This window comes from Geminicoccaceae bacterium, from assembly GCA_020638465.1.
In the GTDB taxonomy this organism is placed as follows: Bacteria; Pseudomonadota; Alphaproteobacteria; order Geminicoccales; family Geminicoccaceae; genus JAGREO01.
In genome coordinates this window covers 819,472-832,108 of the sequence record JACKIM010000001.1, presented here as the reverse complement: position 1 = coordinate 832,108, position 12,637 = coordinate 819,472, and the positions used below count along the sequence as shown (strand labels likewise).

The following is a 12,637-nucleotide window of genomic DNA, read 5'->3' as shown; positions in this document are numbered from 1 at the left end:
GTTCGCGAGGATGCAGCGGAGAAGGAGAGTCAGAAAAGAAAAGTATCGTCGGCCGTCGGGGCCTGAGCGTCGCTTTCGACGGCTGCCTGACAGACACGGTTCCGGCCTGAGTTCTTGGCCTCGTACAACGCGGTATCGGCACGATGGATCATGTGCTCGATGGCATTGTCGATGGTGAGCTGAATGGCGGGACTGGACGTGACGCCGAAACTCGCTGTCACGTTCAGCCATTCTCCGCGATGTTCCATGCCGCAGTTTTGTTCGATGACCGACCGAAGCCGTTCGGCTACGGCGATCGTCTGTTCGAGAGCGACTTCGGGCAAGCAGAGGATGAATTCCTCACCTCCCCAACGGGCAAGGATGTCCCCTGGCCGGCTGCATTGCCTGACGGCATCGGCGACCCGGGTCAGGATCCGGTCGCCAACCGCATGGCCGTAGTTGTCATTGAACGATTTGAACCGGTCGATATCGAAGATGATGAGGCCGACCTGACGTTGGGTGCTGGCAAGGGTGACGGCTGTTTCGGCAAACCGTTCGAGGAAGCTCCGGCGATTGGCGAGGCGGGTGAGCGGATCGGTCGAGGCCAGTCTCACAAGCGCCTTGCGTTCACGCAGGAGGTCGCCCCGCAACCGTATTTCTTCCGATACATCGCGATGAATGGCGCAGACCCCGAGGATCCCGCCTTCGGCTCCTGGTATCGGAAGCCATAATCCCGACCACCAGCGCATGCCAAGGGTCTGGTGCGTGGCGGAGAACTCGACCCTGCGATGCCGGCTGCCGCCGATCACACCTTCGGCCATGTGTCCCATCAGCCTGGCGAGGCTGGTGGGCATGCGCGACTCGAGTCGTTGGTCACGAGAGCCGGTATCCGGTTCGAGAAGGGCGTTTGCCGCGGGATTGGCAAATGTCCAGCCGTTGTCCACGACATAAAGGAAGGCTGCATCGGGCACGATTCGCAGATGGCGAACGAGTGCTGCGATATCGTCGGCCGGCGCGGACGGAACGGGCGGCTGCAGCAGAACTGCCGTACCGCGAGACTGGCCCTGCGGGGGCTTGAACGGCAGATGCTGCAGGCGGATTGTCAGTGCATCTCCGTCAGGCTCAAGAGCGGCTGGCGGTTGGAGTGTGAGGAGCAGTGGAGATCTTTCCCTGCCATCGGTCAGCCACTCCTTCAGCACGGCCAATGGTGGTCCATGGACACTGGAAACGAACCGGGAAAGAGGAATTCCGAAGTGGCTGCTTTCGATCAGTGGGGAAAGTGCTGCAGGAATGGCCAGCAGTTGGATCAGTTCGCCATCATGACGATACTGCCAGTAAAACACGTTGTCCGGTCCGTCGGCGACTAGGGATTGTTGTTCTTGAAACAAGATCCGTCTCGTTTCGGTTGGGCCGGACAACATGCCGGTGCAAACTGGAGACGAAATGATAGCTGCGAAAGGTTAAGGGTGCCTTGCGGTGGAACGGTAGCCTGTTTCAGGAAGCCCACAACTCTCCTTGCAGGCCACGGGCAACATCACGGACCTACCGTTGCACACCGCCGGCTTTCGCCATCAATCAAAGAAACCCCATGGCCGGTTCAACCGACGATGATGCTGGCAACCATTACGATACCGGTCCACAGTGCGAGACTCATGGCGCAAATGACCAGACGCCCGTTGATGCCCAGCTCGGTATTGTGCTTGTAGAAGTGACGGTCGATGCGGTGCTCGTCGACTCGTACCGTACGCCACAACAACGGCTGTTGCCGCCACATCGCTATCTTATTCATCTGTTCAGCCACCCTGTCGAGATGCATGACTACCCGTCTTGCGGCGCAAACCTTCTTTATCGGGAGACATACTTACATCCGAAAGGTGATCCTGCGCAATAGGGTTCGCCTAGTAATTGATCATGAGACTTTCTCCTATTGATTGATAATTGTGCAGGACATCCTTCATTTCATGCCCCGAGTTTTGCGGCGATGGCCTCGGCGATGGCTGCAGAGCTGGTCAGGCCCGGACTCTCGATACCGAGTAGATTGATGAGGCCGGGCACTCCATGGGATGTCGGGTCCTGAATGACGAAATCTTCGGCCGGGGCCCCTTCCGGTGCGATTTTCGGGCGGATACCGGCATAGCCACGCTCCAGCGAGCCATCCACGATGGCAGGCCAGTAGCGCCGCACGGCATCGTAGAACACGTCGGCACGACGCGGGTCGACCTCATAGTCGATCCTGTCGATCCATTCCGTGTCGGGCCCGAACTTGCACTGGCCGCCGAGATCGACCGTGACGTGCACGCCGAGGCCGTCCTTGCCCGGCATGGGATAGATCGGCCGGGTGAAAGGCGACCTTCCCGGCAGGGTATAATAGTTGCCCTTGCAATAGTATGCATTCGGCAGGCTGCTCACGTCGATACCTTCGATCAGACGCGCAACATTCGGGGCGTGAAGGCCGGCGGAATTGATCACCATCTTCGCCAGCAGCTCCATCGGCGCATCGCCGCCGGCCTGGATGACGATGCCGTCGGCCGTGACCCTGGCCCGTTCGAAGGGGGTGTTGAGTGCTATGAAGGCTCCATGGTCCTCGGCATCCCCCTGATAGGCCAGCATCAATCCATGGCTGTCGATGATGCCGGTCGATGGCGACCACAGGGCTCCCGTGCAGAACAGGGCCGGCTCCATCTCCATGGCCCGTTCGGCCGGCCAGAGTTCAAGATCGGCGACGCCATTCTCCGCGGCCTTCTGCCTGATCGCCAGCAGCCGCTCGTTCTGGTCGGGCGAGGTCGCCACGATCAGCTTGCCGCAATTGCGGTGATTAATGCCTTTCTCCACACAATACCGGTAGAGGAACTGCTTGCCGGCGACGCAATAACGGGCGCGAAGACTGCCCGTCGGGTAATAGATGCCGGCGTGGATGACCTCGCTGTTGCGCGAACTCGTCTCGCTCCCGATGAGCGGTTCCTTGTCGATGACGATGACCTCGCGGCCTGCCATGGCAAGGCGTCTGGCCACGGCCAGACCTACGACGCCCGCGCCGATGACCACACATTCGACCTGATCCATCACTTCAGCTCCTGGCCGCCTCGATCTCGGCAATCACACCGTGTTCCACACCGGCACTGCGTGCCGCTTCGAGAATGTCACTCAAACTCTTGTCGTCGATCGGAATGCCGTCACGACTGCGCCCGGTACGCGAACGGTTCTCGGGTTCGCCGGGCATGAGGATCTCGTCAAAGCCCGGCGCCACCCGTGACTGGCGGATATAATCCTTGATCGCCTCGACCTCGGGAACAAAACGCTGCTGGCCATCGTCCATCGCACCCGCATCGATGACCACCGTCAACATGGAGTTGACAGTACCCTCCTGGCGCGGGTGGTCCGGCTGGATGGTGAGCCCGCCGGTAAGCGCCCCTCCGAGCATTTCGCAGATGATCGCAAGACCCGATCCTTTGTGCTGGCCGAACGATCTCAGCGCCCCGCGCCGCGTATCGACATAGGTCGTGGGATCGGTCGTCGGCTCGCCGTTCTCGTCAAGCAGTGCGCCTTCCGGCACGGCGATGCCCTTGTTGCGGGCAACCCGAGCCTTCCCGAAGGCAATGACGCTCGTTGCCATGTCGAGCACCAGCGCGGGACCATCCTTGCCGGGAATGGCCACGGCGAACGGGTTGGTACCCAGCCGCGCGTCGCGGCATCCCCATGGAGCCTGCAGCGGGTCGTGATCGGCGACATTTACGAAGTGGATCGACACCATGCCAGCCTGCGCACACTGTTCGGCATAGTGACCGATGCGGCCGATATGGGCACTGTTGCGCAACGCCATGGTGCAACTCCCCATTTTCCGGGCCCGTTCTATGGCCATGTCGATTGCCGATGTCGCCATCCATTGTCCCACGCCGCGGCCTGCATCGACCACCAGAAGCGCACTCATGTCGAGAACCGTGCGCAGCTCCCGGCCCGGAACCAGCAGTCCTGCCGCAGCCATGCGGACATAGTCGGGCAGCATTCCGACGCCGTGAGAATCATGGCCGGCCAGATTCGCGCCAACCAGGTGCCTGGCCATTTCGCTCGCCTCGTCATGCGGGCTGCCGATCGCCCGTCCGGTCGCATAGGCCAGCCTTTCCAGCAGTGCAGGTTCAAGATTGTGCATGTCCATGATTAACTCCCCGTGAAAGAACGTCGTTTTTTTGCACGACAAACGGCCTTGAGGCCATATCCTCCGTTCCTGCATTCCCGTCATGAAGATCGAGGCGAACAGGTCATGAACAAGGGAAACAACCTCACCCGCGAAGAACTGGAGCGGCGCGATGCCGTCGATCCACTGGCGTCGATGCGTGAGCTTTTCGTGCTGCCGGAGAAGATCATCTACCTTGATGGAAATTCTCTTGGAGCCCTTCCCATCGCGGCGGGCCGCGCCGTCGGGGAGACCGTCGAGCGCGAATGGGGCCAAGATCTCATCACCAGCTGGAACCGGCATGGGTGGATCGCGCTTGGCGAGGACAATGCCCGGTTGCTTGCCCCCCTGATCGGCGCAAGCGAGGACGAGGTCGCCATCTGCGATTCCACGTCGGTCAACCTGTTCAAGCTGATCTCGGCGGCAACGCGACTTCGGCCGGACCGCAGGATCATCCTGTCGGATGCCACGAATTTTCCCACCGATCTCTACGTGGCGCAGGGTATCGCCGGCTTCCTCGGCCTGGAATTCCGGCAACTCGACCATCCGGGGCAATACGAGGCGGCGCTGAACGAGGATGTGGCACTTGTCATGCTCAGCCATGTCGATTTCAGGAGCGGGTTGCTCCACGATATCGCAGAACTGGCCCGGCGCTGCCACGCCACCGGTGCATTAATCCTCGTCGATCTTGCCCACAGTGCCGGCGCCCTGCCGGTTCAGCTCGATGCCATGAACATCGACATGGCCGTCGGGTGCGGCTATAAATATCTCAATGGCGGTCCCGGGGCGCCTGCCTTTCTCTATCTCGCCCGCCACCACCTCGCCGAGGCGGTCCAGCCGCTCTCGGGTTGGTTCGGTCATGCATCGCCGTTCGAGTTCGGTACGGATTTCATTCCGGCCGCGGGTATCTCAAAGTTTCTTGTCGGTACCCCGCCGGTCCTCGGCATGCGCGCCTTGCGGACCGGTCTTGATGTCGCATCGCGGGCCCCGATCGAACAGGTGCGGCGCAAGAGCATGGAGCTGACTCAGGTGTTCCTCGACCTGTTCGAGCAACAGCTGGGGCGCTTCGGCTTCACGCTGGCGTCGCCGCGGGAGGCTGGGCGCCGGGGATCGCAGGTGTCATTCGCGCACGAGAGTGGCTATGCCATCATGCAGGCCATCATCGAAGCCGGTGTCATCGGTGACTTCCGTGCGCCCGACATCGTCCGTTTCGGCATGGCCCCGCTCTACCTGCGCCATGTCGACATGCTCGATGCGGTGGAGCGGATCGAAAGGGTAATGGCGGACGGAAGGTGGCGCGAGGCGCGGTTCCAGCAACGATCGAGGGTCACATGACGAGCGACAGTGTCGATACGGACCTTGCCGGCAGACTGGACTATCCGGGGTATCTCGAGATCGAACGGCTTCTCGATATCCAGCATCCGGTCTCCGACAGCCACGATGAGATGCTGTTCATCATCATCCATCAGGCGAGCGAACTGTGGATCAAGCTGGCGCTGCATGAACTGGGGGCTGCGCGGCAATGTATCGCGCGGGACGACCTGGGGCCGAGCTTCAAGATGTTCTCCCGGTTCAGCCGAATTCAGGCGCAGCTCATCCAGTCGTGGGACGTATTGTCGACGCTCACTCCCAGTGAATATCTGGCATTCAGGGACAAGCTCGGTCCGGCATCGGGCTTCCAGTCGCACCAGTACCGCATGCTGGAATTCATGCTGGGCAACCGTAGCGAGAAGAAGCTTGCCGTGTTCCGGCACCGCCCGGAGATCCACGCCGCTCTCCGGGCGGAACTGTCGAAGAGGACGCTGCATGACGAGGCCCTGGCGCTGCTTCATCGCCGCGGTTTCGAGCTGCCGGCCCGCGTACTCGAACGAGATCTGACGACGACCTACCGGGCGGACGATGCGGTGGCGGCGGTGTGGCGGGCCATCTATGCGGATACCGGACGGTACTGGGACCTGTACGAACTCGCGGAAAAGCTCGTCGATGTCGAGGACTGGTTCCGGCAATGGCGCTTCCGGCACCTGACGACGGTCGAGCGCATCATCGGCATGAAGCGGGGAACGGGCGGCACGGAAGGGGTGGGCTACCTGCGTCGCGCACTCGACATTTCGCTGTTTCCCGAGCTCTGGCGCTTGCGTACCGAGCTTTGAACCAGTGCCGACTGCAATTCCGGAGCGGCTGCGATCAATCCCTGTTGCTGCGGGACGGGAGCATTGAGCGCGATGGGGACTCCGAAGGAATCGGTGATGCGCCCGCCGGCTTCCTCAATCAGCAACACGGCTGCGGCAATATCCCAGTCATGGGAACGTCGCCATGAGAAGAAGCCATCGAAGCGGCCGGCAGCGACCAGGGCGAGCTTAAGCGCCAGCGAGCCAATGCTGCGGACGTCGGCCATCGAGAACATCCGGTCAAATCCGCGCCTCCCGTTCTCTGTCTTGCTGACGACAATCGAAGCTCCCTCAATGGTGTTTCTAGCTTTAACCTTGATGGCCCTGCCGTTGAGCGTCGCCCCGACGCCTCGTACCGCCTCGAAATGCTGTCCCGTTGCCGGGTTGAGGACGATCCCGCAACGGGTCTCGCTGCCTTCGACCAGAGCTATCGAAATGGTGAATTCCGGCTTGCCATCGGCAAAGGAGCGGGTGCCATCGATGGGGTCGACAACCCAGAGCCGGGGAGCCCGCAGTCTCGACGAATCGTCGGTGGTCTCCTCGCTGAGCCAGCCTGTACCCGGAGGACTTCCTTCAAGCAGGGTCTTTTTCAGAAAGACATCGATCTCGATATCGGCATCGGTGACGATCTGGCCCGGCCCCTTTTCCCAGCTTGCGTGGCCGCTGCGGAAATGACGCATCGCGATTCGACCTGCCTCGCTCGCGGCCATGCGGGCAAGCGCCATGGCGCTGTCGACCTGCATCACCAGATGGACTTTCCGGATCCGGGAAGTCCGTAGTCCGCCCAGTTCCTGCTCACTTTGTCGATGATCTCCTGATCCATGCGGATTTTCTGTCCCCACTCGCGCGTCGTCTCGGGCGGCCACTTGTTGGTCGCGTCGATCCCCAGCTTGCCGCCTAGTCCCGACTCCGGTGACGCAAAGTCGAGATAGTCGATCGGCGTCGAATCGATGGTCACGAGGTCCCGGCTGGCATCGAACCGGGTCGACATTGCCCAGATGACATCGATCCAGCTGCGCGCATCGATATCATCGTCCACCACGATGACAATCTTGGTGTACATGAACTGGCGTAGGTAGGACCATACGCCCATCATGACCCGTTTCGCATGCCCGGGATAGGCCTTGCGGATGGAAACGACGGCAACCCTGTACGAGCACCCCTCGGGCGGCAGCCAGAAATCGGCAATTTCCGGAAATTGCTGCTGGATGAGTGGCAGGAACACGTCGTTGAGCGCTTCGCCAAGCACCGAAGGTTCGTCGGGCGGCCGTCCGGTGAAGGTGGAAAGGTAGATCGGGTCGCGGCGCATGGTGATCGCGCTGATCTCGAAAACGGGAAAGGATTCGACACTGTTGTAGTAGCCCGTGTGATCACCATAGGGACCTTCATCGCCATGCCGGTCGAGCAGCACGTGGCCTTCGAGCACGATCTCGGCGGTGGCGGGCACCTTGAGGGGAACGCTCACACAGTCGACCAGCTCCACGCGTTTCCCGCGCAACAGGCCGGCAAACTGGTACTCGCTCATCGTGTCGGGCACGGGGGTCACGGCCGCAAGCGTGGTCCCCGGATCGGCTCCAAGGACGACGGCAGCCGGCAACGGGTCGGGGCGTTCCATTTTCCAGCGACGGTAATGCTGCGCTCCGCCGCGATGCTTGAGCCAGCGCATGAGCGTGCGCTTCCTGTCCAGTACCTGCATGCGATAGATGCCGAGATTGAAGCCGTCCTCGCGAGTTCCGCCCGGGCCGCGGGTGACCACCAGCGGCCAGGTGATCAACGGCGCCGGCTCGCCGGGCCAGCAGGACTGGATCGGAAGGATGCCCAGATCAATGTCATCTCCCTGCAGCACGATTTCCTGGCAGGGGCCCGAGCCGAGCGTTTTCGGTTTCATCGACAGGGCTGCCTTCATCAGCGGCACCATTTCGACGGCCTCGCGAAAGCTCTCCGGTGGTTGCGGCTGGCGAAAGAAGGCCAGCATCTCGCCTACGGCACGCAATTCCCCCGGCTCGCGGCCCATGCCCCAGGCGACCCGCTCGACCGTACCGAAGAGGTTGGTGAGGACCGGCAGCCCGGACCCCTCCACCTTTTCGAACAGGACCGCAGGTCCCTGTTCGGCCAGAAGCCTGGTGTGGATCTCGGTGATTTCCAGCTCTGGCGACACGGGCTTTCGTACCCGGACCAGCTGGCCGCGACCTTCCAGAAATGTCATGAAGTCGCGAAGTGAGGCGAAGTTCTGCATCGATGATGTCGGCCGGTTGCTGATGGGCAATGTTCTTTGTCCGACCATAACAGCGTGCCGGTGAAATGACGACACTCGCGACATTCCACATCGGCCGTGGATGATAACAACGCCGCCTTGTCGGTGGTATTCAATATAACCACCAAGCTGGGCAGGGTCCGGCAGATGGCGGACTTCAGCGTTCGCGGAGGGCGTGATCCCGGGCCTTGAGGATCGGTTTGAGAATGTAATCGAGCACCGATTTCTCGCCCGTCTTCACATCGACTTCGGCGGTCATGCCCGGGATGATGTCGAGCGCGGTATCGCCGTTTTTGAGCGAATTTTCCTCGGTGCGCACCCGCATCCGGTAGAAGCTTTCCCCACGATCATCGACAATGGTGTCAGCCGAGATGTTCTCCACCGTTCCCTTAAGGCCGCCATAGATCGAAAAGTCATAGGCGGTGATCTTGACCATCGCGGGCAGGCCGGGGCGCAGGAATGCGACATCGGCGGGACGGACCTGAGCTTCGACCAGCAGGTTGTCCTCCAGCGGAACGATCTCGACGAGATCGTCTCCGGGTTGGATGACGCCCCCAATCGTGTTGAAATGAATGCTCTTGATCGTGCCGCGAACCGGCGAGCGTACCTCCGTCCGGCGGACACGGTCCTCGCCGGCCGCGACAATCTCCTTGATGCCGGCGAGTTCCGCGCGATTCCGGCTCAGTTCCTTCTGGGCTTCGGAACGGAAGGTGCTGTAGGCGCTCTCGATGCGCTGGTTGGCTTCGCGCAAGGCGCTTTCGGCACGGGGAACGGCAAGACGGGTCTGGTCGAGCTGGCCCTTCAGATCATTCACTTCTCGCTGCTTTTGCAGATAGTCCGACTTCGAGACAACGCCGGTCCTGGCATGGGGGGCTATCAGCGCAAGTTCTTCGGCCGCCAGCTTGTAGGAACGGTCATACTGGTTGAGCTTGGTCTTGAGTTCGGCCAGTTCCTGCTCGCGCTGGCTCACCTGACTGCGCAATATGCTCAACTGGGATTCGAGTTCTGTCTGGCGGGAGGCCATCAATGCCGTTTCGCTTTCCGCAAGATCCCGCGCTCCGGAAAGAACCTCCTGGGGAAAATCGATTGCCGACTCGCTGACCTCCGCCCGGAGTCTCGCGATCGTCGCCAGCAGGGAGAGATAACGGGCCTTCGTCTCACGATAGTCACTGGCTGCCCGTACGTTGTCGATGCGCATCAGCACCTCGCCCTCGTCTACCACCTGCCCCTCATGCACCAACAGTTCGGCAACGATCCCACCTTCGAGATTTTGCACGATCTGGGTCTGGCGGGACGGGATCACCTTGCCCGTACCGCGGGTCACCTCGTCGAGACGGGCCCACGCGGCCCAGCTTCCGAGGACCAGGAGGATGACGACGATGAAGACGAGCAGCAGGTGGCTGAACAGGCGCGGCTTCAGGTCATCAGTGGAGTAGAAGGCCGATTTCAGCTGGTGCTGGCGGTTTTTCGGACGACCGGGAAGTTTGATCGTGGCACTCATGTCGTCACCCCGCACTCTTGATCTGGCCGCTGGCCAGCGCCTTGAGAACCTGATCGCGTGGCCCGTCGGCAGCAATCCTGCCACTATCGAGGACGATCACCCGATCGACGAGACTGAGAAGGGAAGCCCTGTGGGTCACGAGGATCAGGGTGCGACCGACCAGTTCGCTGGCCAGCTTGTTCTTGAGCCGGTTTTCGGAACCATTGTCCATGGCGCTGGTCGGCTCATCCAGAATGAGGATGGGCGGGTCGAGAAGAAGGGCGCGGGCAACCGCTATCGCCTGGCGCTGTCCGCCCGAAAGTGCTTCGCCGCGTTCTCCCACCGCCATGTCGTATCCCATTGGATGCCGGTGGACGAACTGGTCGACACCCGCTATCGCCGATGCCCTCAGCACGGCCGCATCGTCGGCCAGCGGCGTTCCCATGGTGATGTTTTCGCGCACTGTCCCCTGAAACAGGAAGACATCCTGTGGTACGCAGCCGATGTTGCGTCGGAGATCAGCCGGGTCGATCTGGCGAACGTCGGTTCCGTCGACCAGGACCGCACCGGCCTGCGGTTCGTAGAGATTGAGCACGAGTTTCTCGATGGTGGTCTTGCCGGATCCGATACGGCCGATCAGGGCTACACGTTCGCCCGGCTGGATACGGAAGCTGACACCACTCAGTGCGGGCAGCTTCTGGTTCGGATAGGTCAGGCTGACATTCTTGAACTCGATCGCGCCCTGCAGGTTGCGGCGGTCGACGAACCGCTTCCCGGGAGGCCGTTCGACTTCCAGCGCCATCAGCTTGTTCAGCGTCTCGTAGGATGTGCGGGCCTGATGGAAGCGGGTGAGCAGGCCGGCCACCTGTCCCAGAGGGGCCATGGCCCGGCCGGAGATGATCGTCGAAGCGACAAGGGCGCCAACGGTCATCAATCCCTCGCCAATACGATAGACACCGACGACAATGACCCCGACGGTGACCAGATTCGCGGCGAGTGCGGCGACATTGACGGTGATCGCCGACAGCAATCGCGCCTGGTTGCCCGATTTCGATGTGGCCGCGACAAAGCCTTCCCAGGCCCGTTGCAAACGGCCCTCGGCTCCGATCGACTTGATCGTCTCGAGCCCGTTGATGGCCTCGACCAGCACGCCGTGCTTTTGCGCCGACTCCCGTACGGTGCGTTTAACGACCTTGTTGAGAGGCAACTGCAGCAGGAGGCCGATGGCGATGACGATCGGTACAGCGACCGCGGGCACCCAAGCGACCGGTCCACCAATATAACTGATAATGACGAGGAAAAAAATCACGAACGGTAAGTCTACCAGTGTCGTGATCGTTGCTGATGTGAAGAATTCCCGCAGTGACTCGAATTCGCGCAGCTGACTGGCAAAGGCGCCGGCCGATGGCGGCCGCTGCGCCATGCGGATGCCAAGCACCTGCTCGAAAATGTTGCTGGCAAGCTTGACATCGGTAATTCGCCCCGCCGCATCGACAAAATACCCACGCAGGGTCTTGAGCAGGAAATCGAAGCCGAAGACGGTCACCGCGCCGATCGCGAGCACCCACAAGGTGTCGGTGGCATTGTTGGGCACGACGCGGTCATAGACGTTCATGACGAAAAGCGGGCTCGCCAGCGCGAACATGTTGATCATCACGGCAGCGATAAGGACTTCGGAATAGGTTGGCCATTGCTTGAGGAAGGTCGACCAGAACCAGTGGCCCACGGACTCCTGCTGGATCTCCCTCGCACGCTGCTCGTAGGCCAGGGTGGGACGGGCGAAGATGCACAGGCCGGAATAGGCGTCCGCGAGCTTTCCCTGCTCGACCTCGTCGACACCACGGTCGGTCAGGGGCCGGATAATCTCCAGGCGACCATCCTGCAGATCGCCGACGAGCACGCAGGACTGACGATCTTCCAGCAGCAGCACGCAGGGAAGTTCGTGCGCCCGGATCTCGTCGAGAGGGCGATGGACGATCCGTGCGGAGAGACCGATGCGGGCGGCAGCTCGTTCGAACAGTTGTGGTGTCAGCAGCCCGTTATCCAGCGGCAGGCCGGCTTTGAGGGCATCGGCCGATGTCGGACGGTCGAGCAGATAGGCAAGGGTTTCCAGCGAGGAGAGAAGCGGGTCGACCAACGTCCGGTCATAGCGTGGAACATGCCATTGCTGTTGCCCGGTCGCCGTCGGGTCGCCACCCTCCTGGGAGGGGATGCGGTTGGCCGTACTCGTCGGCTGGTCGGGACTCGAGACTTCCATGCTACTTGTCGAAATACCCGCCATCAACAGCTCCGTGTGGATCGAACGACTTCCGTCAATATCCGAATACCATTAATGTATCGATAAGGAATTGAACATAAACTTGGGGGTGCCTGAAAGCACGGCTCCATGGTCCGGACATGCTTCCGGATTCTAGAGGTGGTGGTGCTGTGCGCAACCCGTGCGTAAAAAAATCACAGTTATCAGGCAGCTGTGGCGTTCCCGGGGATTTCCATTGACGATAATATGTGCACCAGATATCAAACGCTCGTTCTTCCGCTGGATTTCTCAGGATTTCCGCGGGTTATGCAGCAACTTGGCGGATGGG

Annotated in this window: 10 protein-coding genes; 2 read left to right on the top strand and 8 right to left on the bottom strand. The window is 61.2% G+C overall.

What is annotated here, in order from left to right; genetic code table 11:
• Positions 1-29: 29 nt before the first annotated feature.
• The 4 genes from H6851_03950 to H6851_03935 form a co-directional block, all read right to left on the bottom strand.
• Complete coding sequence (locus H6851_03950) at positions 30-1,367, bottom strand: GGDEF domain-containing protein (GenBank protein ID MCB9942762.1); 1,338 nt, start codon at positions 1,365-1,367, stop codon at positions 30-32.
• A gap of 209 nt (positions 1,368-1,576) precedes the next feature.
• Complete coding sequence (locus H6851_03945) at positions 1,577-1,768, bottom strand: hypothetical protein (protein ID MCB9942761.1); 192 nt, start codon at positions 1,766-1,768, stop codon at positions 1,577-1,579.
• A 170-nt stretch (positions 1,769-1,938) separates the two neighbouring features.
• The gene (locus H6851_03940; GenBank protein ID MCB9942760.1) at positions 1,939-3,042 is read right to left on the bottom strand and encodes an NAD(P)/FAD-dependent oxidoreductase; all 1,104 of its coding nucleotides are present in this window, start codon (positions 3,040-3,042) and stop codon (positions 1,939-1,941) included.
• Between the two features lie 4 nt (positions 3,043-3,046).
• Positions 3,047-4,132: a malate/lactate/ureidoglycolate dehydrogenase gene (locus H6851_03935; protein ID MCB9942759.1), complete on the bottom strand. Its 1,086-nt coding sequence runs from the start codon at positions 4,130-4,132 to the stop codon at positions 3,047-3,049.
• A 105-nt stretch (positions 4,133-4,237) separates the two neighbouring features.
• Here H6851_03935 and kynU point away from each other — a divergent pair, with 105 nt between their 5' ends.
• Positions 4,238-5,485 carry a kynureninase gene (gene kynU, locus H6851_03930; protein ID MCB9942758.1) on the top strand — a complete coding sequence of 416 codons (1,248 nt, stop codon included), beginning with the start codon at positions 4,238-4,240 and terminating at the stop codon, positions 5,483-5,485.
• Complete coding sequence (locus tag H6851_03925) at positions 5,482-6,300, top strand: tryptophan 2,3-dioxygenase (GenBank protein MCB9942757.1); 819 nt, start codon at positions 5,482-5,484, stop codon at positions 6,298-6,300. The genes kynU and H6851_03925 overlap by 4 nt, the downstream gene beginning before the upstream one ends.
• Here H6851_03925 and H6851_03920 read toward each other — a convergent pair.
• The 4 genes from H6851_03920 to H6851_03905 form a co-directional block, all read right to left on the bottom strand.
• Positions 6,234-7,064 carry a 3'(2'),5'-bisphosphate nucleotidase CysQ gene (locus H6851_03920; GenBank protein MCB9942756.1) on the bottom strand — a complete coding sequence of 277 codons (831 nt, stop codon included), beginning with the start codon at positions 7,062-7,064 and terminating at the stop codon, positions 6,234-6,236. The genes H6851_03925 and H6851_03920 overlap by 67 nt on opposite strands.
• Entirely contained in the window at positions 7,061-8,554 is a 1,494-nt protein-coding gene (locus H6851_03915; GenBank protein MCB9942755.1) for a UbiD family decarboxylase, read from the bottom strand. Before H6851_03915 ends, H6851_03920 begins: the two co-directional genes overlap by 4 nt.
• 175 nt (positions 8,555-8,729) lie before the next feature.
• Positions 8,730-10,073, bottom strand: a complete 1,344-nt coding sequence (locus H6851_03910) for an HlyD family type I secretion periplasmic adaptor subunit (protein MCB9942754.1) — start codon at positions 10,071-10,073, stop codon at positions 8,730-8,732.
• 4 nt (positions 10,074-10,077) lie between these two features.
• Positions 10,078-12,309, bottom strand: a complete 2,232-nt coding sequence (locus tag H6851_03905) for a type I secretion system permease/ATPase (GenBank protein ID MCB9942753.1) — start codon at positions 12,307-12,309, stop codon at positions 10,078-10,080.
• Between the last annotated feature and the right edge of the window lie 328 nt (positions 12,310-12,637).